Below are 23,536 nucleotides of genomic sequence, written 5' to 3'. Positions count from 1 at the left end.
TCATCAAAGAAACTTAATTTCGCATTCGGTTGTATTTCAAAGAAAACAGTATTAAATATGTAATGTAAACGCTATACACATGATAATCATATCATTTGGTCTGTGTAAAGGTCAATAAAAAATGTCCGTACGTGTTATTTGTTTTACAGTTGATCTTCCTTACTTATTCTAAATACTATCGAAAGTTTTTTATTCTACTGCATCCGATTGAAATAGCACTCTACTAGTAGTAGAGTGCTATTCTCAAACAGTATTATTTTTCATAATCAAGATTATGATTATTTAGCAACGCTTCTAATTCTCCGTGAAATTCCCTAATTCCGGCTCTCCCTTCCGATAACATATCATTTGCTTCTAGCATCATATCATGATCCTGATACTCTAAGGCAAATAAGGTTTTTAACAATCCATTAGATTGTGTATTAGCTGCTTTCACATATATTTCATGAACATCTCTTATTTCTGAACTCTCTAATGTGATACTTTCTAATTGACTAACAAATTCTTCATACAATGGCAAAACAACATCTTGAATATGATAAAACATATCGGCATCATCTGTGAAATTTTCACCTGTAACACTGTTATATTCGTAAATTGCTTCTTCTTCTAAATCTGCTAACGATGATAATTCTTCATTAATATAGACCTCTAATTCATCTGCCACTGGATTACTACAAGCTGTTATTATAAACAGAATAGTTAATGATAAGAAGAGGAATCGTTTTTTCATCATTTTCATCACCCCTCTCCTATAGTTTTGCGAATGTTCTCAGAAGGAAAGGTTTTTTAGGGAGAATAATAAGTATCCTTAATTCAGCTATTCTATTGAATCTAGATTTATGATAAGGATAAGTTCTAAATCAGACTATAATCTATAAAGATTAACGCACTTCACCTGCTATAGCTAGGCGATTCTCTCCTTGACTTCCCCCTACACTTGTTCTTCCTTCAAACCTAACTATATTATAGCCGCTCAAATCTAATTCTAGATCTTTCACTTCACCTGGTTCCAATGTAAACTCATCGAGTGTACGCTCTACATCATCTACACCAGTGACCAGTATTTTAACATCTATATCCTTATCTGCTTGCCCTACGCTATATAGGACGCCTTCAAATTTAGCAAGTTTATGATCGCCATGAATTATAAGCTCTCTTCTCGCTGAATTTAACTCCACAGATAAAATTACTTCTTCATAGTTCTCTCCGCGGTGAGTAACATAAGCGGAATCCGTAGAAATCGATGAATTTCTGTGTTCATACCAATAGGAAGTTACATTCTCTGTATCTAATGCTCCATTAACTGTTAAGGCTTTTTCCTGTCTGTTATAACGAAGTGGTGTGCTGAAAAAGTAACTGGATAGTCGATAAGACACATACAAATCCCCATCATATTCGATCAAATTATATTCATCTGGATGATCGGTAGAACGGGTAACATAACGATCAATCCAATCCAAATAAGCTTCACCTAACTCTAAGATCCCACCGTGCTCATCATATTCTGTATCAAAACTAACATTTCCAGAACCCTCAAAGAATTCGGCATAATTAGAGTTATTATCGTATTCAATATCTACTTCTGCTATTTCAGCCACGAGATCTGCTTTTACAAATAAGATGTTATTATATTCAAAAGCGATTTGCTGATCAGAATCATACCCATATTCTTCTAATTCCAAATAAATAGTGTCCACATCAAAAAGTCTCAACTCATCTTCAAATGTTGGTTCCCCGACTTCTTCTTCTCGCTCATCTTCCTCTAATTCGTCTGCCTCTTCATCATTATGATCGGTTTCTTCTCGATCCGTATTCTCTTGTACATGTTCTGTATTATCATTGTCTTGCTCATTTGCGCTACCTTCTTCATCGTCTCCAATTGTGATGCAACCAGTTAGAAGAACTAACAAAACCAATAGTGATAGCAATTGTTTCATTGTATTTCTGCCCCCTTTTTATCCATAAGGATTATCCTCATATTCACGCTCCGAATTTTGATTGGTAGAAGCCGTTGCATTATTTAATTGCTTCGCTTCCTTGTATACCGTATCCCTCTGTGAAACACTCTCTTCTTGAAGGTTCTCATCATAAGGATTATATTCGGGAGTAGTTTGGTTACTTACTTTTTTACGACGTGTTACATTTTTATGGTAAGAAGTACGGGTCCGGTTTCGATGATTGTTTAATCCGAGTTTAGATAATAACATTCTTCTTCCACTCATATACGATTGTACACGTAAAATACGAAAAATAAAGTTAATCATGACCCGCTTCCTCTCTTCTGTTCTCGTAATTTTTTCGATCGCTCAATAATTGCTTGGTTAGGATCTGCTGATTCTTGTTGTCTACTTCCTGTACAGCTCTTATCCGTGTTCTCCAATGTCTTTGGATGGTTTTTGACTAACTTGGTCCTCAGTTTCCTCTGATCACTTTCTATTACACTGTCTTCCATCCGACGAAAAAAAGGTCTTGTTTTTCGACTAACAAATATGGAAGCTTCCATTCTTACAATATATCTTAATAATCGACGTAACATTTTTCTTCACCATCTAATCTAAACACTTGGTTCTTCCGCTTCATCAACTGATGCTGCATCCACATTTGCTTCTTCCTTGTCTTTTTTGAAGAACTCTCTGAATTTATTCGACACATTGTATAGTTTTTTACCTAGATCCATTTTAAGCTCCTGATTCTCAACATTTTTATGGAATTCCCTCACCATAATTGCAGTTGCTATCGGGTCAATAAACGCCTTTCTTACATTTGATGCTAGAAAAAAACCAAAAAGTATTGGTAGAATGTTCAGAATCGCGTAATCTCCTTCAAACGTGACAATCAAAGACATCACATTAGCGGTAATGAAAAATGTTCCCCAGAAAGTTCCCCATGTTAAAAGAACAATAATTACAGCTGATTTAAGCATGCCTTTCCAGCTTTGCGCATAATAAACAACACCATCAGCTGAATTTCTCCACACACTTTTTCCATTTTCTCCAAAACGCATCGTATAACTTAGTACCGCTTCATCAACATAACGAATAGCTGTACCTAATATTTTGGAGATTATCCCCATCAAACGGTGAATATTCGGGATAAAAGATAAAAAATTCGCTGTTTTCATTAACCACCTTTGAATTTGCCTAACCGCACCATCAACTAATACATTGACACCAAAGAAGACCGATGTCTTACCAAACGTTCGAACAACTTCATCTTTTGCAAAAGCAATTTGACCTTTTCCTTCTGGCAGTTCACCTTTGTCGATCAGTTCAGTCATTGCATAGACATGACCAGCCTTCACAAGATAAATAAAATAACGTTCAATCCACCTCATAATCCCAAAGCCACCAAGTAAGGTTAACAAGAAAATAAACACCGTAAAGGTAAAGGCATTTGCTCCAAAAGAAACGATGACACGCCATCCTATCCAAGATACACCAATAACTAAAATAAATGAAAGAAGTGACATGATTGCATAAATCCCAATTCTCAACCAAATAAAAGGCAACGTCTTCTTAATTAACTCAAATGTACTAATCACTATGAATCCCTCCTAACTAATTTAAATTTGAACGCTAAAAGCGTTCCAACTATTTCATTGCAAATGTAAAATGCATACACCCCGAATTGCAGTTTAGATTATAAAGATTATTTATTAAAAGTCAATATTTTCATCTGACCAAAAAAGAAAAATAGGCTTTTCGTCATGTTTTCGCACGTGATATATTCTAGTAAAAAAGAATCACTAATCACTTTGAGATTTAATTTTAACTTCAAGAATAGTTAAGTGTAAGTACCGACAATACTAAAAATAACGGCTTTATTCTCTGTCAAACTTCCTATTGTTATCTATTTAAACATCCACGCTGATCATTTATATATTATTAGGTAATTGATGCTGTATTTAAAAAATGAGTGGAAATAACTATTTTTCAATTTTTCTGAAAAGATTTCGGACATATGGAAAGTTTTGAACTTCATTTTTTTAATTATGACGTTCCATGGACATTTAACCTTACCAACTTAATCATATTAAGGAGAGGTTAAAAGAAGTACTGAAAAATGAACTGAATGCTTATGAGATACCTGCGAAATCAATAGCAAAGAAAAAATAGAAAAGTTACAATTGAAGCGAATCAATGGAGATCATGTGAAATTTTGATCAGTCTGAGATTTCGTTTCTCCAAGTGATTATTAGCCTAAAAGAAGACCTAAATACCCTTCAAGCCCTGACTATATACCACATGTTCTCTCCTCTTAGATAACTTCAATTTATTTTGTCTGGAGAATAGAGCTTGCGGACGTTTGCTAGACATTAAAAAACTGTCTCTATAACAGTTAACGATTTAACTCTCTGATCAAGTTTTTTACTGATCTTAATTTATTAGTTGTTCTACCTACTTTGCAACAAGAAGTAATCTGCAAGTACATCCATCTGACTATTCTGGTGCTCAACTGCTTTAAATACTTGTTAAATAGAAACAGTTGATTGATCTTCGAATCTACTCATTTGATTTTTTATTCCTAAAATAACTCTTATCTTTTTTTAGCTTATTTTTTAGATAAAATTAGTTTCTTATTGACAAAATATAGATAGTGTAGTTTACTTGAATTATATTATCATTTTTGATAATAAACAACATGATTTAGGTGGTTTTTACATGGTGCAATCAAAAGCGGATGTACTTCTTCATCCAGTTCGAATGAAAATTATTCAAGCATTGGCGGGGCAATCATTAACCGTTCAAGAGTTGCTGATGGAAATAAAAGATGTTCCACAAGCAACAATGTATCGGCATTTAAATGTGCTCAAAAAACATGAAATTATTTTTGTTCAAAGTGAGCAAAAAATTCGTGGGGTAACGGAGAGGACATATTCATTAGATCCACAAAAAAGTTTTCTTTCTGAAGAGGAAGCCAAAAGTATTAGTAATGAGGAACATTTACAATACTTTATTAAATACTATACAAACGTACTTCGACTTATGGAAGATTATTTGAAAGAAGACATTAATTATAACGAAGATGCTTTTGGTTATCATCTACTAGAACTTCAACTAAACGATCAAGAAAAACAAAAATTTCTAGAAGATTATCAACAATTAATCATGAAATATCAATTCGAACGTCGAGAAGACCGAAGCACAGTGACAATGGCTACTGCCTTTATCCCGAAAAGAAAGGATTCCTAATCTCATATGAGAATCCTGAACTGGATAGTGTACAGAGTTGGTGTTTATTACAAGGAGGTGATAAGTTGGAACTTGCTGAAGTAGGAGAATTACTGGAACTTCTATTGCCACTCTTCATTCTGCAATTCATTTTAATGATAGCTGCATTAATCGCATGGGTTAAAACCGATCAGACAAAAGGCCCTAAATGGGTTTGGCTTTTGATTATTATCCTTGCGAATTTAGTTGGGCCTATTTTATTTTTCATTATCGGAAGGAGACAAGATTAAAAGATGTTTCATGTGCAGAACTTAACAAAGAAATTTGATCGAACAGCTGTTGTGAAAGATATTTCTTTTTCATTAGAGAAAGGAAACTGTGTTGCTTTATTAGGTGCAAATGGTGCGGGAAAGACAACAACATTGCGTATGTTATCCGGTTTATTAAAACCGAATGGTGGTAGCATTACTTTTGAAGGAGCAGAACCTGGTGCTGATATTCGATCGTATATTGGCTACTTACCGCAATATCCGGTCTTTCATTCATGGATGACAGGAAAAGAGTTCCTCGTTTATGTTGGACAATTGGCACACTTAACGAAACAAGAAGCAACAGAACGAGCTGAATACTATTTAGAACGCGTAGGTATTGCCAATGTAGGAAACCAAAAAGTTGGTAAATATTCGGGAGGAATGAAACAGAGACTTGGCATTGCTCAAGCAATGATTCATAAGCCAAAAATGATTATGTTAGATGAACCAGTATCCTCTCTTGATCCGATTGGCCGGCGAGAAGTGTTAACATTAATGGAGGAATTAAAAGAAGATACAACGGTTCTTTTCTCGACACATATTTTAACTGATGCCGAAGAAATTAGTGATGCACTTTTGGTAATGCATCATGGAGAAATTTTGGAACAAGGTTCCTTAGCTTCTTTACGTGATAAATATCAATCTGCCAAAATTGAATTAGCATTCAAAACATTTGAAGAAGAGCAGTTAGAAGCATTAAAAGCCTTACCTGGTATTGGTGAAGTTACTGCCAACCGCGATGGAATTATATGTCTTGTTGATGATACTGAGCAAGCACGACAAGCCATTTTAACCAAAGTTACTCAAGAAAACTGGGCACTAACAGATTTTTCTGTCAGCAAAACCACACTAGAGGACATGTTCATGGAGGTGGTAAACAAATGAAGCAGTTTATGACGATTATGAGAAAAGAATTTCTTGAATACTGGCGTAATTTCAGCTGGATTTGGGTTCCTGTTGTATTTATCTTCCTTTCCATTATGGACCCTTTGACTACTTACTATATGCCGATTATCCTAGACTCTGTCGGAGGATTACCAGAAGGTGCGGTATTTGAAATACCTGAGCTTCCAGCACCAGAGGTATTGATGATGAGTCTTTCGGAAATTAGTATGTTTGGTGTGTTAATCATCATCCTTCTAACAATGGGAACAATTGCTGGAGAACGAAAAAGTGGGATTGCGGAACTTGTCTTAGTAAAGCCAGTAAAATACCCGATCTATATCACAGCAAAATGGTTAGCGAAAATCAAACTATTTCTAACCGCTTTTATCATTGGAATGCTTGTTAGTTGGTATTATGTTAATTTATTATTCGATACCATTCCGTTTACTGACTGGTTACTTACCGTGATTTTCTATAGTTTTTGGCTTGTATTTGTTGTTTCACTAACAATTTTTTATAGTACGTTATTAAAAAATCCAGGTCTCGTTGCAGCAGTCAGTGTGGGTACCTTAATTGGAATGTCGATTATCAATAGTATCTTCTCCCATCACTTAACTTGGTTCCCGAACAGCTTAAGCAGTCATATTCTTGAGCTACATAAGAGCGGGAGTATACCAAGTGAGCTATGGGGTACAGCTTTTGTGACGATCGTACTCAGTATTGGTTTACTGTTTTTATCATTCTTTACCTTTCAAAAGAAAGAATTAGCTTAATAAAGTGAACCTGATCAGTGAGATTTTTAAGTATTTTCCCCACTGATTGTTCGTTCATCTATTCGGGGTGCTAGCGTCCGTTACTCTCACTTAAACAACTTTGACTTTCTTGTTGTTTTGAAGCGGAAGGTTGCTCTGAGATAATCAAAAATCCGAACGAATGCAAAGTTTGAATTTTCGTTCGGATTTTCATTAGTTAGAGAATTTTATTTTCTTTCAACTGGCATGGAGCAACAGCGAAACGAGCCACCTGATTTAATAATTTCATTAAAAGCTACTTCAATCACTTCAAACCCTTTTTCTCTTAACGTCTGATTCACGCATTTATTTTCTGGCAAGCTGATCAATTTTTTATTACCAATAGATAACACATTTGTTCCTAAGGTGAATTGTTCTTCATCTCCTACCTCAATTACTTCATAGTGGCTTTGAATTTTGTCCATATCAGTTTCTGATAAACCACCTCGATAAACTAATGCTAAGTCAGGAGAAACTACGTTGAACGTACAATCCAGATGTAAAATCCCTTCGGCTAATGGCAGGTCGATCACTTGATAATCTGGTAATATTTCTTGTAATTTTGCTACTGCATGCTTTGTTGTTCTTAGACTGATCCCGACCCAGATAATGTTTTGATCTATTATCACATCTCCACCCTCAATCGAATCAATCAATTCGTCTTGATAAGGGATGTTGTGTTCCTCCAATAGGTTTTTAAAATACTTTATTTCTTCTAGTCGAATTTTACTTGCCATTTTTCCAATTCGAACTTTATCACCAATCGTAAAACCGATATCACGAGTGAAAACCTGTTCATTAAGCTTTGGTTTCGGTTCAATTTCAATAACTTCTACCCCATGGTCTTGCATCGTTTTTACAAAGTCAGCGTGTTGTTCCTCGGCAATCTTTGTATTGATATTTTCACTTTGATAAACCTTTTGTGTCTCATTAATAACCTCGCTAATCTCCATGTATGTAGGTGGTGAGACAATTACCTTCTTTAATACATCATATTCAGTATGACATGCAATTTGAGTTTCTGCAGACATCAATATGACCTCCCTTTCTTTTCTATCTAATTACTTAGTATAGCAGATTTGACTTTAAATCATTTATTGTAGTCAGACATCCCTACATGAAATTATCGTTTATAATGCATATCACCATATATATTCTCGGTTTACGAAGTATTGTAGTTCTAGGTTCTACAAACATTACCACATTTATTTGATAACAAATCATTTTCAATCGATTTCTTCTTACAAAAAATAAGCAACACCTCTTAAGGTGTCGCTTTTCAGATATTTTATCCTTTTTTCACTATCATTTCATCTTGTTCAACGGTTACTTTAATTAATTCAAGTTCTTCTTCTTCCAATAGCAAATCCGTGATCCCGTCTTCTACTGTCGCTTGGATCACACGGCGTAATGGCCTTGCACCAAATGTTGGATCGTACCCTTTTTCTGCTAAAAATTGTTTTGCTTCTGTTGTAACTGAGAGTTGGTAACCTTGATGTTTTAAGTTTCCCCTAAGCTCTTCTAACATTAGCTCCACAATTTTGATTAAATCTTCTTTTTGTAACTGATGGAAGGTAATAATGGAGTCAAAACGATTTAGAAATTCTGGTTTGAAATAATCTGCTAGCATCTCAAGTGTTGAAATCGCCTCATTTTGGTCTTTGGTAAAACCAACATGGGTCGTTTTGATCTGACTTCCAGCGTTACTAGTCATAATGATCACTGCGTCTTTAAAACTAACTTTTCTACCATGACTATCCGTTAGCTGTCCATCTTCCATGATTTGCAAAAACATATGTTGCACATCTGGATGTGCTTTTTCAATCTCATCTAAAAGTACGATACTATATGGATTTCGACGAATCCGCTCCGTTAATTGACCTGCCTCTTCATGTCCAACATATCCTGGTGGGGAGCCAATTATTTTCGAAACGGAATGTTTCTCCATATACTCACTCATATCTAAACGAATAAATGACTCTTTTGTTCCAAATAATTCTTCCGCTAATGCCTTGGTTAACTCTGTCTTTCCTACACCTGTTGGACCAACGAATAAGAAGGATCCAATCGGACGATGAGCCGATTTTAATCCTGCTCGGCTACGACGAATTGCTTTTGCAACTTTTTCAACCGCATGCTCTTGTCCAATTACTTTTTTCGCTAGACGCTCTGCTAATCCTTGCATTTTTGATTGTTCGTCCGTTTGCAGTTTCTGTACAGGAATGCCGGTTTTTTCTTCAATAATAGCTTGAATATCTTGAATGGTCACTGTTACATCAACTTTTTCATCTTGTTCTGCTAATTGTTTTTCAAGCATTAATTCTTGATGTCTAAGGTTTGCAGCACGTTCATAATCTTCCTTTTCTGCAGCCGCTTCTTTTTCTTTAGCGATTGTTGCTAGTTGCTCTTCTAGCGAATCTTGATCCACATTATTCTGCGTTAAATTCAATCGAGAGCCAGCTTGATCTAATAAATCAATCGCTTTGTCTGGTAAAAAACGGTCTTGAATATAACGTTGAGATAATAGAACTGCACCTTTTATAGCCTCATCTGTGTATGAAACATGATGGAACTTCTCATAACGATCCTTAATTCCCTCTAAAATTTGAATAGCCTCATCTGTCGAAGGCTCTTTAACCATCACTGGTTGGAAACGTCGCTCCAGAGCTGCATCTTTTTCAATTTGTCGATATTCTTTTAATGTAGTTGCTCCAATTACTTGTAGCTCCCCACGAGCTAGTGCTGGTTTCAAAATGTTTCCGGCATCCATTTGTGAGCCTTCAGCTGTGCCCGCTCCAACTAATAAATGAATTTCATCAACAAATAAGATAATATTTTTTCGTTCTTGCAATTCTTGAACCAGTTGTTTCATTCTTTCTTCAAACTGTCCGCGAATACCTGTGTTTGCAACTAAGGAAGCAACATCGAGTAAATAAACTTCTTTATTCATTAATTTTTGTGGTACATTTTTGTCGGTAATCTTTAAAGCGAGACCTTCTGCAATGGCTGTTTTACCAACACCTGGTTCTCCAATTAACACTGGATTATTTTTGTTTCTGCGATTTAATGTTTCTATTACACGATTAACTTCTTGATCGCGACCAATGACAGGATCAATTAAACCCGCTTTCGCTGCATCATTCACATTTTTTCCTAATTGATCTAATAAACCTTGCTTTCTTTTTGTCGAGTCTTGTTTGTATTGTTGACCCGCTTCGTTCGAGTACATTTCTTGAAAACCATCAGATCCTTGGCCGCCAAAAAAGCCTGAAGGATTCAATGTTTGTTGTTTTAATTCAGAGAAGCAAACTTCACAGAGGTGAAACTGTTCTGTATGATGATTCATTCGAAGGGTAGCATTTATTGTAGCAGTACGGCTTTGACATTTTTGACATTTCATTATTGTTTCCTCCTTTATTTATTGACCATCTTTGACCTTAATCATATTATACTTTGACCTTTTCTGACTTTCAAGTTTTTTGCTTTTTTCACTCTTCGGCTTGCTATGAGATTTGAGTAGGCTTTTATGGGAGGGCTTTGGTAAGATTTTTTGTTACATTCGAACCTTAGTAGTTTGTACGAGATTTCGGATTTGCGTGCATTCTTTGAGATTTGTTCGCATTCTCCATGATTTGTTCGCATCTTTTCCAATTTATTCGCATTCTCCACACTTTGTTCGCATCTTTTCTGATTTATTCGCATTCTCCATGATTTGTTCGCATCTTTTCTGATTTGTTCGCATTCTCCGCGTTTTGTTCGCATCTTTTCTGATTTATTCGCATTCTCCATGATTTGTTCGCATCTTTTCTGATTTATTCGCATTCTCCATGATTTGTTCGCATCTTTTCCGATTTATTCGCATTCTCCATGATTTGTTCGCATCTTTTCCAATTTATTCGCATTCTCCATGATTTGTTCGCATCTTTTCCGGTTTATTCGCATTCTCCATGATTTGTTCGCATCTTTTCCGATTTATTCGCATTCTCCGCGATTTGTTCGCATCTTTTCTGATTTATTCGCATTCTCCATGATTTGTTCGCATCTTTTCCGATTTATTCGCATTCTCCATGATTTGTTCGCATCTTTTCTGATTTATTCGCATTCTCCATGATTTATTCGCATCTTTTCCGATTTATTCGCATTCTCCATGATTTGTTCGCATCTTTTCCGATTTATTCGCATTCTCCATGATTTGTTCGCATCTTTTCCGATTTATTCGCATTCTCCATGATTTGTTCGCATCTTTTCCGATTTATTCGCATTCTCCGCGTTTTGTTCGCATCTTTTCTGATTTATTCGCATTCTCCATGATTTGTTCGCATCTTTTCCGATTTATTCGCATTCTCCATGATTTGTTCGCATCTTTTTCGATTTGCTCGCGTTCTTTAGGATTTTATTGTAATTCGAATCCCTTCTCCAGTAATATAATAAAAAAATCCGCCTTGTAAGAAGTTATCTCTCACAAAACGGATAGTCTATATTAAATGGATATATGCTCTCGCTCTCTTAATTCTACACGACGAATTTTTCCTGACGATGTTTTTGGCAATGTATGAATAAACTCAATCTTCCTTGGATATTTATACGGTGCTGTTGTTTGTTTGACATGATCTTGTAGGACTTGCACTAAATTATCATCATTTTCATCCACATCTTCTTGTAACACGACAAATGCCTTAACAATATTCCCGCGTATCTCATCAGGGCTTGCGACGACAGCGCACTCTTTAACTGCTGGATGTTTAACGAGTGCATCTTCCACCTCAAATGGACCGATCGTATATCCGGAGCTGACAATAATATCATCACTTCTACCTTCGAACCAAAAATAACCGTCCTCATCTAGTTTCGCTTGATCTCCAGTGATAAAATAATTGCCTCGTTCTGCCTGTTTCGTTCGTTCTGGTTCTTTATAGTAACCCTTAAACAAAGCCGGTGTATCAAGTGGAATGGCAATATCTCCTACCGTGCCCACTGGAACTTCGTGACAATTCTCATCAATTAGAACTACCTCATTTCCTGGTGTTGGTTTTCCCATCGACCCAGGTTTAACTTTCATTCCTTCTAACACACCAAGAAGAAGCGTACTTTCCGTCTGCCCATAGCCATCACGTACAGTAACATTGAAATGGTGAAGAAATGTATCGATAACTTCTCCGTTTAATGGTTCACCGGCTGAAACCGCACTATGAAGTTTCGGTAATTGATAGCACGATAAATCTCGAACTTTTGCCATCAATCGATATTCTGTTGGTGTACAGCATAAAACATTAATCTCTTGATCTTGAAGCAGTTGCAAATAAGTATATGCATCAAACCTTCCATTATAAATAAATCCGGTAGCACCAGAACCTAAAACAGCAAGTAAGGGACTCCAAACCCACTTTTGCCAACCGGGCGCTGCGGTTGCCCATACTTTGTCACCATCTTTAATATTTAACCAGTTTGCTGCAGCTGTGCGAAGGTGAGCATATCCCCACCCATGGGTATGCATTACTCCCTTTGGATTACCCGTTGTACCTGATGTGTATGGTAAAAATGCCAGATCTTCACTTGACGTTTCCACCAAAGGTAATTCAATCGATGCGCGTTTCTTCTCTGCATCCACATTGATCCAGTCCGCTTGGTTACCCCCGATTACAAACTTTTTTAAACCTGGCAACTGTTTAACTTCTTGAAATTGATCCGTAAAATACTGATAACAAACAACACCACTTACTTCCCCATGCTCAATACGATATTCTAAGTCTTTTGTACGCAGCATTTCTGAACTAGGAATAATTACGATTCCTGTCTTTAAAGCCGCTAAGTAAACTTGATATGTTTCCACCACTCTAGGCATCATGACTAAAATCTTATCACCTTTTTTCAGCCCATTTTCTAGAAAAATATTTCCCATTTGATTTGCTTGGTGAATGAGTTCTTGATAGGTAATTTCTTTTTGGTTATGCTGATCATCTTGCCATACAAGTGCAAGTCGATCAGGGTCATTGGCATATCGCTCTACTTCCATGGCAATATTATAGCTTTCTGGTGCAATTAGATCTTCTTTTCTCATTATTTGACCTTCTTTCTGAACATTTTTAGTATCAGGTAATAGTCGTTTGTAATTATACCAGATTACAATTATCTTGAAAAGAATATTTCCATTTTTCACAAAAATTTAAATAAAACTATGTTATGATTAACATAAATCTAAGGAGGCGGTCTACGTGGAGCTAACTATTCAAACAGGAAAAAAAGTAAAATCACTACAAGTCGAACAGTTATGTCTTTTTCACCAAAGTAAAATTATTAAAGCCATAAGTCCGGAGCATGAAATTTACTATCTCATTTTTCATAAAGATAATTATATAAACGGTGCAAATTCACAAAGCCTTCAGCAAGGTACCTATCTTCAACAAGCCTTTACTAGAGGAGTTTGCCTATCTAACAATCATCCAGTCCTTCATGAATTAATTAGCAATAAGACATTTCCCCTTGTGCGATTCCATCTATTTAACAAAAAGTTAGCCCAACAATATTCACCAATAGAATCCAGTTTAATCCTCACCTATTTTGATCAATTCTTACCGGAAGAAATGACAACAGACACATTAAAACAAACCTATTATGATCTGCGCAGAAATGGAAAAATGTCAAAAGCATATCAAACAATCCAAATTTTATCCAACCATCGACCAGATAATCGGTTTAGTAAAGATATGAGCTCACATCTTGATTTTCAACGCTATGAAGAGAAATATCAAAATCTAGATCAGTTACAAAATATGGACTCGTTTGCTTATGAGCGCGTTTGTTTTCAGAAGCCAGAATACAGAGATCGTTTACTTTCACTTTACCAAGAAGAAGATCGTACTATCGATGCGTTTATCCTTCATTATGATCAACTCAAACGAAACTTCGATCAAAAAGATTGGCATGAAGTAGAGCAAGGCTTAGAGAAATACTCGAACGAAGAGCAGTTATACTGTTATACAGAATTAATCAAAGAAAACCCAGCTTTACTCCAGGTTCCTGTTTTTGCAAATAAGTTACTAACAAAGGCAACAGCGGACTTCTATATTCAATTCGTACTGGAAGATACTTTTAAATTAGATGAACTCGATCATCAATTGCTTATCACCCAGTTACACGATGCAAATCCACACTTGTTAGCTCATTACTTCAACCATCCAAAAGATCAACTGGTGCAATTAACAAAAAACTGTTCTACGAAAGAAACAGAAGCAATTGTTTTACCGTTTATCAAAGCTTTTCTTATGTCTAAGTCCATTTCCGAGGTAATAGAATGGCTTGAACCCTTCCACCATTATCATAAACAACTCTCTTTTGATGCAAAATTACAAACGATGCAGCAATTACAAGAAGATCCCGATCAACAGGGAAAGTTAGGTGAATTATATCTCCAATTTGAACAATGGGAGCAAGCAATGAACTGCTTCAAATGGGAAGTAGAGCTTAACCCTACCAACCTTTCTGTCGTTCGAGCATTAATTGATTTATTGAAAAAAACAAATAATCAACAAGAAGCCGAAGCTTATCAAGCATTACTTATCCAAACAGAAAAATATCGTTCTATTCCCTTCTAAACCTTCAATCTAAGGAATAAGATAATATAATCTTTTCCTTCACGATCGTTGCTACATTAGTGTCAATGATAAGAGAGATCAAGATTGAAAAAACATCACTGGTGGTATACTACCTATAGTACGTGTTCAGAAATTCGGAAAATTTGAGGCAAGCAAGTCAAGACGGCAAGTTTTGAGAACAGGACTAGAGTGTAGACTTTTCCTACATGGAACCAGGAAAACACGTCTGCAAGGAGTTGCAACGCTTATGATTTGATGATTCTGAATAACTTCGTAAAAAGTGTAACTCCATTAACTCCATTAGTGGAGGTTTCCAGGGATTCCACGATTGACTGTGTCTTGAACCATCCTGTGCGCTAGCGTTCGGTACCCCTTTGAAACTACATCATTTTTTACTTGGGAGAGTTTACGGACCTTTGCTTCATGATAACAAAATTAAGATCTCTAGGTAGGTGTAACGATGAATAAAAATTATTATGCGGTGATTGACATTGGGTCCAATACGATGCGACTTGTTATTTATCTTCAAGAAAAAACAGGTCGATTTCATGAGAAGGAAAATGTGAAAGCAGTAGCCCGACTACGAAATCATCTCGATTCAGAAAACAACTTAACTGAAGAAGGAACAGAAATTTTATTGAAGACCTTACACAATTTTTCTGAGATTTTAGCATCATATCCATTAAAAAACTTCATTTGTGTAGCTACGGCAACGATCCGACAAGCGAATAACCAACGCGAGCTAAAACAATTAGTCAAAAACGAATTGGACTGGGAAATGCGTATCTTATCAGGCGATGAAGAAGCCTTTTACGGATACTTAGCAGTCGTTAATTCCACTTCATTAACCGAAGGAATTACGATCGATATTGGTGGGGGTAGTACAGAAATTACTTATTTTAAGAATCGTAAATTAGTACATGCCTACAGCTTTTCGTTTGGAACATTAACTTTGCGTTCCTATTTAAAAAGTGATCGTTCCTTAGATGAAAACTTAAATTACTTACGTCAGTTCTTATTAGAACGATTCGAGAGCCTCAGCTGGATTGTTGATAAACACGTTCCTATTATTGGAATAGGTGGCAGTGCAAGAAACCTTGCACAAATTGATCAAAACCAGAAAGAATACCCAATGGCTGGATTACATCAATACCAAATGGATGAATCAGACATTATTCGAATTAGTGAGTATCTTACTTCCTTATCTTTTGAGCAGTTACAAAAAGTAGAGGGCCTTTCCAAAGATCGAGCCGACATCATTATTCCAGCGATTGAAACCTTTCGTTGCTTATACAAAACGGTGCATGCCGAGGGATTTATTTTAAGTCAAAAAGGATTACGGGACGGTTTAAACTATCAATTTCTTTTTTCAGAACAAAGCGATATGTTAATACCAAACGTATTGGAAGACAGTATCCAGGAATTAATAACCGACTATGATCTGAACACGAAGCAAATGTTACACGTGCAGTTTTTAACACGCAAACTATTTGAGCATTTAATTGGAGAAAGACTTAAAGGCGTGACAAAGCAAGATTGGCAACTTTTAAAAAGAGCTAGTTATGTCTTCCACTTAGGTGCGTATATCGATGCAGAATCAAGCGCTCAACACAGTTTCTACTTGCTTTCCAATCGTACAATCGATGGTTTGATGCACGAAGATCGATTAAAAATTGCACTGATCGCTTCGTTTAAAAACAAAACGACTTTTAAACAGTTTATCAAGCCATATAAGAATTGGTTTACCAAACACGAACAAAATAAATACTTGTTACTCGGAGCTTTACTCAAACTTACTTATTGCTTTGATGCAACCAAAAGACAAGTAGTTAAAGATTTCGATGTTAAGAACCATTCCGAATCAGTCCAGATCACTTTATTTTGCAACAAGAACTATATGTCCGAATCCTATCAAAGCGAAAAACAAAAAAAACATTTAGAAAAAGCCTTAAATAAAAATATAATTCTCGATTTTGTCAAACATAATTAATGTTCACTTTACTTCACCGGGAGTTTGCCGATTAAACTATTTTCACGAGCAAAGGATGATGTCATTAATGTCGTTTGAACATTTAGTATCGTTTAATGATTCAAACTTTTATAACAATCGAGAAATAAGCTGGTTACAATTTAACCAACGTGTTCTAGAAGAAGCAGTAGATCCAACCAACCCACTACTGGAAAGGTTGCGTTTCCTTGCTATTTTCTCTGCAAATTTAGATGAGTTCTTTATGATACGAGTTGCTGGACTTAAAGATCAAATGCTTGCTGGTTATAACCATCAAGATGATAAATCTGGATTGACACCAAAAGAACAACTAAAAAAAATCACAACGGATGTTAATCAAATGATCGATGTTCAACAAAAATATTATCAATCCTTGGTTGATGAGTTAGCTATTCATCAAATCGAGATTCAATCGGTGAACACACTAAATCGATCAGAATTGACAAAGATGGAAAGTTATTTTGATAAATATGTATTTCCTGCTCTGACACCATTAGCGATTGATGCTTATCACCCATTCCCTGTACTGAAAAATCAATCGATCAATATCGCGGTTGAATTAACAGAAAAGTATGCCACAAATTCAACGAATGTTGCACATGCAATCGTTCAAGTTCCTATATTGTTAGGACGACTTATTACCGTTTACGAGCACAAACATCAGTACATTTTATTAGAAGAACTGATTGCCTACTTCATCGACAAACTATTTAAAGGTTATCAAGTAAAGTCAACAACCATTTTTCGTGTAACACGAAATGCTGATTTTTTGATCGATGAAGAAGGAGCTTGTGATTTATTAAAAGAGGTTGAAAAAGAGTTGAAGAAAAGAGAATGGGGGACTCCTGTTCGTCTCGAAATCAATAAAAGTAAGCAAAACCCAGAAATGACAACTTTTTTATTAGAAGTATTAGAATTAAAGAAAGAGGATTTATATATTGTTGACGAACCGCTAGACCTTACTTTTCTTTTTCAGCTCTACAAATCGTTAAAACAAATCTTTGAATCACTAGTGTATCCATCAATGATCCCTCAACCCGCCAAAGATATGGAGTTCAACCAACCCCTTTTTGATCAAGCAGCGAAAAAGGATATTTTGCTCCATCACCCGTACGAATCTTTTCAGGTTGTTATAGACTTAATCCATACTGCAGCAAACGATCCAGACGTTTTAGCCATTAAACAAACATTGTATCGGGTCAGTGGAGATTCGCCGATTATCAAAAGTTTAAAGTTAGCCGCAAGAAATGGGAAACAAGTCACGGTTCTTGTGGAACTTAAGGCTCGCTTTGATGAGGAACGAAATGTGCACTGGGCAAAAGAATTAGAACAAGCAGGTTGTCATGTTATCTATGGGATGAATGAACTAAAAACTCACAGTAAAATATTGCTTATTGTCCGTAAAAACAAAAAAGATATTGAACACTACGTGCATCTCGGAACCGGAAATTACAATGATCAAACAGCTGCTTTTTATACTGATATTTCCTTGATCACTACTAGACGCAATTATGCAAAGGATGCCATTAAATTTTTTAATTATTTAAGTGGATATACAAAAAAACCATCTTTACATGTATTATCGATGGCACCATATTATATGAAAGATCAATTTATCGATTATATTGATCAAGAAATTCATTGCCATCAACAAACTGGGAATGGTTATATTATTGCGAAGATGAACGCCTTAACAGATAAAAAGCTCATTACTAAAATGTATCAGGCGTCACAAGCTGGGGTGAAGATTGATTTAATCGTTCGAGGAATTTGTTGTCTAAGACCGGGAATACCAAACGTGAGTGAAAATATCACTGTTCGAAGTATTGTCGGAAGATTTCTAGAACATAGTAGAATTTATTTTTTTCAACACAATGGAGATGATCGTATTTTTTTGGCGTCTGCAGATATGATGACGCGTAACATGAAGAAACGAATTGAACTGCTGTTCCCTATTTTACAAAAAAATCATCAAAAAAGAATAAAGCAAATCCTTGAGCTATCACTAGCTGATAATGTGAAAGCTCGTGAGCAACTAGCTGATGGCAGCTATCGATACGCAAAACGATCAAAGGACGATAAAGAAATGAATAGTCAGTTTGCTTTATACAAATTAACACAACAACGAGTCAGCGAGGAAGAAGGTTCGGTAGAGTGAATTTTTTCCATCGGCTCTGTTCATAAAAGATTCTTCTTATTCAGATAGAACAAACCTTGCTGCCCCGCTACGTCAACTTATTTTTTTAAAAAGGTTCAACGGAAAATTATATCCGTTGAACCTTTTGTTGTTTTTATAGACCGAGTAACGGGTTTGGCATGATATCTTTTATCACGAGATCGTCTAAACTTTTAAAAGTATACCCCTGTTTTCGCAAATCAGTAATAAAGTGCACTAATGCAGCTGCGTTATCCTCTGAAACGGTATGCAACAAAATAATTGCTCCAGGATGAATCTGATCCATTACTTGACGGTATGCTGATTCCCACCCTTGTTTTTTATCACTATGCCAATCAACAAAAGCAAGCGACCAAAAAACATGAATATATCCTAGTTCATTCGCCCACTGAATCGTTTGTTCATTAAATGTCCCACGTGGAGGACGAACATACTGTAGTTTCTCTTGACCAGTAATCTTATGAATCGCACTATCTAACGTTTTCAGTTCTTCTCTAAACTCTTCTTTTGATATATTCGTGAAATCCGGATGGTGGTAAGAATGATTTCCAATGATGTGTCCATCTTCTGCCATTCGCTTGACCAAATCGGGCTCACTTCGCACATAATGTCCGGTAAGGAAAAAAGTAGCTGGTACTTCTTCTTTTTTTAATACATCTAAGATTGGTTCGGTATATCCCGCTTCATAACCATTATCGAAAGTAAGGTAAACAACCTTTTCTCCCGAGTTATCAATATAATAACCACCATTTTGTTCAAGAATTGTTCCATACTTGCCGACTTCAGGAGGTTCATGATTTGTTCCCTTTTTAAATCCCCAACCATAGGCGTTGCTTGTAGTAGGAAAGCCTGCAACAAGAAGCAGAAGTACAAGCATAACTTTTAACATTTTCCACATAAAAAATCACCCGTTTTTTCTTTTTAATATGTGAAAAAACGGGTGACCTATACATGATTTATAAAACTAATGCAGCAATCCAGCCGAAGATAAGTAACGGAATATTAAAATGTAAAAACGTTGGTACACATGTATCCCAGATATGATTGTGCTGTCCGTCTGCGTTCAACCCTGAGGTTGGACCGAGTGTACTATCACTTGCCGGAGAACCAGCATCACCAAGTGCTCCTGCAGTACCAATTAAAGCAGCAATCGCCATTGGCGAAAAGCCTGCAGCTAAACCAATCGGAACATATAGTGCTGCTAAAATAGGAACCGTCGCGAATGAGGAACCAATACCAATCGTGATTAACAAACCAACCAACAATAAAGAAATTGCGATCAGACCGTTATGGATATTCAAGAAGGCAGATGTCTGATTGATCAATGCTTCGATAGCTCCCGTCTCTTGTAACAAGTGACCAAAACCTGAAGCAATTAACATGACAAATGCAATTGTCCCCATCATCTTAATTCCCTCTGTAATTACTTCATCTCCTTTTTTGAATGGAACAACAAAGAAAATAAACATTAAAAGTAAGCCAGATAAAGCGCCGATGATTAGATTGTTTGCAAGCACTTGAACAAGTAATGCTACTAGAATAGCGACAATGGTTAATCCATGCTTATAGTTAAATGAAAGCTCATCCTCTTCTGTTGGTTCTTCATAACTCACCACCGCAGCAATCCGAGGTTTCCGATATGTTATAAAAACAGCAATAAGTAGACCAACCACCATTCCTAAACCTGGGATAAGCAAGGACAGTGCTACTTCATTAAGCGTAACAATCGTACCGTTTTCCTCCATAGCACGTTGAATGGTTTGGTGAAATATCAAACCATATCCAGCTGGAATCATTACATAAGGCGCTTTCAAACCGAAAGTTAACGCGCTAGCAACCGCTCTTCGATCTAATTTCATTTGATCAAATAATTTTAATAACGGTGGAATTAAAATAGGAATAAATGCTATATGTACTGGTACTGCATTTTGTGATAACGATGCGATTGCTGCGATAACCAATACAATCGTTATTCGTTTTTCTTTTAATAGACGAATCAAATAGCGAACAAGAATGTGGGTAATCCCTGTATAGGAAATCGCAACAGCAAAGGCTCCTAAAACGATATAACTTAGTGCAGCATTTGATTGCCCACCCATTCCTTCTACGATTAGCTTCATTGCTTCTGTTAGATTTAAACCAGACAATAGGCCTGCAACAAGGCCTGCTAACAGGATGGAAATAATAACGTGAACTTTACATAAACTTAAAGTTAATAAAACAATAACTGATATAATTGCAACCCATTCCATCATTTTCTATCTATTCCCCCTTCTCTCTTTATTCCTTTACCATAATAAAGTGATAATACAAAAAAATCAATCGCTAATTTTTAGCAGATTGATTTTTTTCCGCAAGCTCTGTTTTTACTGTGGTAAATCTTGTTCCATGTTTTCAACCATAAGTATTAGTCGGTCGATATCTTCTACTGATGTTTTACTTGGATCTAACTCGTCCAAATGGTCTAGAAAGTTTTGTAATTGTGATTTTAATTGCGTTATTTTCTCGTCTTGATGCGCCATTGAATAACTCCTTTATTCTTGAAACTTTCGAATTTTATGCTTGAAACCTTAGATAGGCAAGTGGATACTTTTTGCCCTTACACGATAGCCAAGGAAATCTCCAGCATACTTATCGTACGAAAAAAATAAGCCAATGTCCAGAAAACACGTTAGTTTCATGCTATAATAAGTACCGATTGATATTTTGGAGGTTTAATTTATGGAATTCACATTAGAAAGATTTCTAGAAATAGGTAAAAACATTTTAGAAAATAACTTTACTCAAATTATTCTTGGCGGGGTTGTCATATTTACCCTCACCATTATATTACAAAAATCTGTTCGTTCCATCTTTCAACGCTCTAAGATTGTAAATGGAAAGGAACAAGCGACACTTATCTCGATGACTAATTCCATTATCAAGTACGTAGCTACCATTGCCTTTTTATTTTTTGCACTGGGGTTATTCGGTATTGAAGTTGGCAGCATGCTCGCCGGTGCAGGGGTATTGGGTATTGTCATTGGTTTTGGTGCTCAAAGTCTTATCCAAGATTTACTTGCTGGTATTTTTTTGATTTATGAAAAACAACTGAAGCAAGGAGATTGGGTGAATGCGAACGGCACACACGAAGGTACTGTCGAAGAAATTGGTTTTCGCGTAATCAAAATTCGTCAATGGTCGGGTACGCTCGTAACAATTAATAACGGTCAAGTAAGAACAATCGAGAATTTTAATATGAATAAAATGCGTGTAGTTGAAAGTGTCACCGTTAGTTTTCATGAAGATCCTAATAAGGTATTCTCTGTTCTTGAACAAGCCTGTGTTAAACTCAACAGCGAGTTGGGTGATTACTTGAAGAAAGACTTAAGCGGAGAGCCAATTGAACCTTTTGTTGTTTTTGGAATAACTTCCTTAAATAATCAGTTTCAAGGATACCAATACACAATTACAGGATTATGCGAAGACCTTGTCTTTTTTCCAGCTTCACGACAAGCACGTCGAATTATCGCTCAACTTTTGTTTGATAACAAAATTAAAATGGCGGAACAACTTGTTGAAATGCATACAGAACCACGCGAAAAACAATAGGAGTGCTATCCCCTATTGTTTTTTCTTATCTTATTGGAAAGCCCACTACAAATTATTGCTTCCCATTTTTTAAAAAAGATCGGGTTGTTTTCCCGGTTTATCTTATTTATTCATCGGAAAAAGAAAAGGTAATATAATCTTGTACCGGTATCCAAGCTTTTACAGATTGCTCGGTAACATTTTTCACGATTAGTTCTTGTTTTCTACCTGATGATCTCAGATATACTTGTCCATACGTTACCTTCCCTTGGGCATTAACTGCTGCCGCATAGGTATCTAATTTTCCAACTTTACTTTTCTCTACAGTGAAATCTGTATTTTTTCTCGTGTTTTTTCCAAATACCGCGCGATAACCTAACGGCAAGTCTATATCATTGTTCACTTTTGATAAAATCATATCCATGACTTGATCTGTTGATTCTACCTGATTTTGCAAACCGCCCTGGACATGCATTTCCTCAAGCTGATCATAATGCAATCGTAAATCTCTGTTTCCTTGCAGATTATCTAAAGTATTTGAATTAATTTTTTGGTATTGCCAGTTAACACTCGTATCATCAGGATGATATGCTAACGGCCACTGCCCTAAATACACTTCGCTTGAATAACCAAATGTAAGTCGGGATGAATTAAATTTCGTTTCATTTAATAATTCAATCAAAGATGGATTTTCAATCTCTACATCAGTAGAATTTATCAAAGTCTCTACAACAGGTTGGGGATCGGGAAATTCCTGATCCTTCTGTCTGTTAAAAAAAGTATTCTGGTCTTCAATCGATTGGACATGATTTGGTAATTCCGCATCCAAAAAGGTAAAGTCCAGTTCTTCTGCTGATAACGTGAGGGGAAGGAACAAAATACCTAGTATAAGGGTACAGAAAACTAATCGCTTCTTCATTAAGAATCAATCCTTTTCTTTTTCCCATAGTTTGTTATCTTTTGATGATAATTATGTATTAAAGTGTTACTTATCTTTAATACATTAATTTAACTTGACTAAAGATTTCA

General features: G+C 35.9%; 21 protein-coding genes. 8 read left to right on the top strand and 13 right to left on the bottom strand.

Annotation, left to right across the window (positions count from 1 at the left end; genetic code table 11):
- Positions 1–253: 253 nt before the first annotated feature.
- From OWO01_RS06470 to OWO01_RS06450, 5 genes are all read right to left on the bottom strand, one after another.
- Positions 254–742, bottom strand: coding sequence for a hypothetical protein (locus OWO01_RS06470; RefSeq protein WP_268779621.1), 489 nt, complete (start codon positions 740–742; stop codon positions 254–256).
- Positions 743–884: 142 nt separating this feature from the next.
- Positions 885–1,940 (bottom strand): hypothetical protein, encoded by a 1,056-nt coding sequence (locus OWO01_RS06465; protein WP_268779620.1) that lies wholly within the window; start codon positions 1,938–1,940, stop codon positions 885–887.
- An 18-nt stretch (positions 1,941–1,958) separates the two neighbouring features.
- Positions 1,959–2,267 carry a hypothetical protein gene (locus OWO01_RS06460; RefSeq protein ID WP_268779619.1) on the bottom strand — a complete coding sequence of 103 codons (309 nt, stop codon included), beginning with the start codon at positions 2,265–2,267 and terminating at the stop codon, positions 1,959–1,961.
- Positions 2,264–2,539, bottom strand: a complete 276-nt coding sequence (locus OWO01_RS06455; protein WP_268779618.1) for a hypothetical protein — start codon at positions 2,537–2,539, stop codon at positions 2,264–2,266. The genes OWO01_RS06460 and OWO01_RS06455 overlap by 4 nt, the downstream gene beginning before the upstream one ends.
- Before the next feature lie 18 nt (positions 2,540–2,557).
- Complete coding sequence (locus OWO01_RS06450) at positions 2,558–3,544, bottom strand: hypothetical protein (RefSeq protein ID WP_268779617.1); 987 nt, start codon at positions 3,542–3,544, stop codon at positions 2,558–2,560.
- A gap of 1,120 nt (positions 3,545–4,664) precedes the next feature.
- On the opposite strand from OWO01_RS06450, the gene OWO01_RS06445 reads away from it, so the two are divergent.
- The 4 genes from OWO01_RS06445 to OWO01_RS06430 all read left to right on the top strand — a co-directional run bounded on the left by OWO01_RS06445 (position 4,665) and on the right by OWO01_RS06430 (position 7,143).
- On the top strand, positions 4,665–5,195 hold the full coding sequence (locus OWO01_RS06445) for a helix-turn-helix domain-containing protein (RefSeq protein ID WP_268779616.1): 531 nt from the start codon (positions 4,665–4,667) through the stop codon (positions 5,193–5,195).
- A 65-nt stretch (positions 5,196–5,260) separates the two neighbouring features.
- Complete coding sequence (locus OWO01_RS06440) at positions 5,261–5,464, top strand: PLD nuclease N-terminal domain-containing protein (protein WP_268779615.1); 204 nt, start codon at positions 5,261–5,263, stop codon at positions 5,462–5,464.
- A 3-nt stretch (positions 5,465–5,467) separates the two neighbouring features.
- Positions 5,468–6,370 carry an ABC transporter ATP-binding protein gene (locus OWO01_RS06435; protein ID WP_268779614.1) on the top strand — a complete coding sequence of 301 codons (903 nt, stop codon included), beginning with the start codon at positions 5,468–5,470 and terminating at the stop codon, positions 6,368–6,370.
- Positions 6,367–7,143 (top strand): ABC transporter permease, encoded by a 777-nt coding sequence (locus tag OWO01_RS06430; RefSeq protein ID WP_268779613.1) that lies wholly within the window; start codon positions 6,367–6,369, stop codon positions 7,141–7,143. The genes OWO01_RS06435 and OWO01_RS06430 overlap by 4 nt, the downstream gene beginning before the upstream one ends.
- Before the next feature lie 206 nt (positions 7,144–7,349).
- On the opposite strand, the gene OWO01_RS06425 is transcribed toward OWO01_RS06430, so the two are convergent.
- From OWO01_RS06425 to mbcS, 4 genes are all read right to left on the bottom strand, one after another.
- Positions 7,350–8,192, bottom strand: coding sequence for a dimethylarginine dimethylaminohydrolase family protein (locus tag OWO01_RS06425; RefSeq protein WP_268779612.1), 843 nt, complete (start codon positions 8,190–8,192; stop codon positions 7,350–7,352).
- Between the two features lie 257 nt (positions 8,193–8,449).
- Entirely contained in the window at positions 8,450–10,561 is a 2,112-nt protein-coding gene (locus tag OWO01_RS06420) for an ATP-dependent Clp protease ATP-binding subunit (protein WP_268779611.1), read from the bottom strand.
- 41 nt (positions 10,562–10,602) lie between these two features.
- Positions 10,603–10,983, bottom strand: a complete 381-nt coding sequence (locus OWO01_RS06415) for a hypothetical protein (protein ID WP_268779610.1) — start codon at positions 10,981–10,983, stop codon at positions 10,603–10,605.
- A gap of 658 nt (positions 10,984–11,641) precedes the next feature.
- Positions 11,642–13,219 (bottom strand): acyl-CoA synthetase MbcS, encoded by a 1,578-nt coding sequence (gene mbcS, locus OWO01_RS06410; protein WP_268779609.1) that lies wholly within the window; start codon positions 13,217–13,219, stop codon positions 11,642–11,644.
- Positions 13,220–13,373: 154 nt separating this feature from the next.
- Here mbcS and OWO01_RS06405 point away from each other — a divergent pair, with 154 nt between their 5' ends.
- The 3 genes from OWO01_RS06405 to OWO01_RS06395 all read left to right on the top strand — a co-directional run bounded on the left by OWO01_RS06405 (position 13,374) and on the right by OWO01_RS06395 (position 18,919).
- A complete protein-coding gene (locus OWO01_RS06405; protein ID WP_268779608.1) occupies positions 13,374–14,753 on the top strand; it encodes a tetratricopeptide repeat protein in 1,380 nt (459 codons plus the stop codon).
- Between the two features lie 460 nt (positions 14,754–15,213).
- A complete protein-coding gene (locus OWO01_RS06400) occupies positions 15,214–16,743 on the top strand; it encodes a Ppx/GppA family phosphatase (protein WP_268779607.1) in 1,530 nt (509 codons plus the stop codon).
- Between the two features lie 67 nt (positions 16,744–16,810).
- Positions 16,811–18,919, top strand: a complete 2,109-nt coding sequence (locus tag OWO01_RS06395; RefSeq protein ID WP_268779606.1) for an RNA degradosome polyphosphate kinase — start codon at positions 16,811–16,813, stop codon at positions 18,917–18,919.
- A 133-nt stretch (positions 18,920–19,052) separates the two neighbouring features.
- Here OWO01_RS06395 and pdaA read toward each other — a convergent pair whose 3' ends face one another.
- The 3 genes from pdaA to OWO01_RS06380 all read right to left on the bottom strand — a co-directional run bounded on the left by pdaA (position 19,053) and on the right by OWO01_RS06380 (position 21,459).
- Positions 19,053–19,835, bottom strand: a complete 783-nt coding sequence (gene pdaA / locus OWO01_RS06390) for a delta-lactam-biosynthetic de-N-acetylase (RefSeq protein ID WP_268779605.1) — start codon at positions 19,833–19,835, stop codon at positions 19,053–19,055.
- A 58-nt stretch (positions 19,836–19,893) separates the two neighbouring features.
- Positions 19,894–21,189, bottom strand: coding sequence for a Na+/H+ antiporter family protein (locus OWO01_RS06385; protein ID WP_268779650.1), 1,296 nt, complete (start codon positions 21,187–21,189; stop codon positions 19,894–19,896).
- 114 nt (positions 21,190–21,303) lie between these two features.
- On the bottom strand, positions 21,304–21,459 hold the full coding sequence (locus OWO01_RS06380; RefSeq protein ID WP_268779604.1) for an SE1561 family protein: 156 nt from the start codon (positions 21,457–21,459) through the stop codon (positions 21,304–21,306).
- A 199-nt stretch (positions 21,460–21,658) separates the two neighbouring features.
- On the opposite strand from OWO01_RS06380, the gene OWO01_RS06375 reads away from it, so the two are divergent.
- Positions 21,659–22,528, top strand: coding sequence for a mechanosensitive ion channel family protein (locus OWO01_RS06375; RefSeq protein WP_268779603.1), 870 nt, complete (start codon positions 21,659–21,661; stop codon positions 22,526–22,528).
- Between the two features lie 106 nt (positions 22,529–22,634).
- Here the strand turns inward: OWO01_RS06375 and OWO01_RS06370 are convergent, their stop codons facing one another.
- Entirely contained in the window at positions 22,635–23,426 is a 792-nt protein-coding gene (locus tag OWO01_RS06370) for a YfkD family protein (protein WP_268779602.1), read from the bottom strand.
- Between the last annotated feature and the right edge of the window lie 110 nt (positions 23,427–23,536).

Origin of the sequence: Natronobacillus azotifigens, from assembly GCF_026805325.1 — a bacterium.
Lineage (GTDB): Bacteria > Bacillota > Bacilli > Bacillales > Amphibacillaceae > Natronobacillus > Natronobacillus azotifigens.
Note: the sequence above shows the minus strand (reverse complement) of the source record. Positions and strands in the feature narration are given on the sequence as shown.

What these genes read in the sequence shown, in the direction of transcription:
- OWO01_RS06370 (WP_268779602.1), bottom strand. Translation starts at nt 23,426, where the DNA reads ATGAAGAAGCGATTAGTTTTCTGTACCCTTATACTAGGTATTTTGTTC.
- OWO01_RS06445 (WP_268779616.1), top strand. Translation starts at nt 4,665, where the DNA reads ATGGTGCAATCAAAAGCGGATGTACTTCTTCATCCAGTTCGAATGAAA.
- OWO01_RS06465 (WP_268779620.1), bottom strand. Translation starts at nt 1,940, where the DNA reads ATGAAACAATTGCTATCACTATTGGTTTTGTTAGTTCTTCTAACTGGT.
- OWO01_RS06380 (WP_268779604.1), bottom strand. Translation starts at nt 21,459, where the DNA reads ATGGCGCATCAAGACGAGAAAATAACGCAATTAAAATCACAATTACAA.
- OWO01_RS06395 (WP_268779606.1), top strand. Translation starts at nt 16,811, where the DNA reads ATGTCGTTTGAACATTTAGTATCGTTTAATGATTCAAACTTTTATAAC.
- OWO01_RS06460 (WP_268779619.1), bottom strand. Translation starts at nt 2,267, where the DNA reads ATGATTAACTTTATTTTTCGTATTTTACGTGTACAATCGTATATGAGT.
- OWO01_RS06415 (WP_268779610.1), bottom strand. Translation starts at nt 10,983, where the DNA reads ATGCGAATAAATCAGAAAAGATGCGAACAAATCATGGAGAATGCGAAT.
- OWO01_RS06425 (WP_268779612.1), bottom strand. Translation starts at nt 8,192, where the DNA reads ATGTCTGCAGAAACTCAAATTGCATGTCATACTGAATATGATGTATTA.
- OWO01_RS06455 (WP_268779618.1), bottom strand. Translation starts at nt 2,539, where the DNA reads ATGTTACGTCGATTATTAAGATATATTGTAAGAATGGAAGCTTCCATA.
- OWO01_RS06430 (WP_268779613.1), top strand. Translation starts at nt 6,367, where the DNA reads ATGAAGCAGTTTATGACGATTATGAGAAAAGAATTTCTTGAATACTGG.
- OWO01_RS06400 (WP_268779607.1), top strand. Translation starts at nt 15,214, where the DNA reads ATGAATAAAAATTATTATGCGGTGATTGACATTGGGTCCAATACGATG.
- mbcS (WP_268779609.1), bottom strand. Translation starts at nt 13,219, where the DNA reads ATGAGAAAAGAAGATCTAATTGCACCAGAAAGCTATAATATTGCCATG.
- OWO01_RS06375 (WP_268779603.1), top strand. Translation starts at nt 21,659, where the DNA reads ATGGAATTCACATTAGAAAGATTTCTAGAAATAGGTAAAAACATTTTA.
- OWO01_RS06385 (WP_268779650.1), bottom strand. Translation starts at nt 21,189, where the DNA reads ATGGAATGGGTTGCAATTATATCAGTTATTGTTTTATTAACTTTAAGT.
- pdaA (WP_268779605.1), bottom strand. Translation starts at nt 19,835, where the DNA reads ATGTGGAAAATGTTAAAAGTTATGCTTGTACTTCTGCTTCTTGTTGCA.
- OWO01_RS06470 (WP_268779621.1), bottom strand. Translation starts at nt 742, where the DNA reads ATGAAAATGATGAAAAAACGATTCCTCTTCTTATCATTAACTATTCTG.
- OWO01_RS06435 (WP_268779614.1), top strand. Translation starts at nt 5,468, where the DNA reads ATGTTTCATGTGCAGAACTTAACAAAGAAATTTGATCGAACAGCTGTT.
- OWO01_RS06420 (WP_268779611.1), bottom strand. Translation starts at nt 10,561, where the DNA reads ATGAAATGTCAAAAATGTCAAAGCCGTACTGCTACAATAAATGCTACC.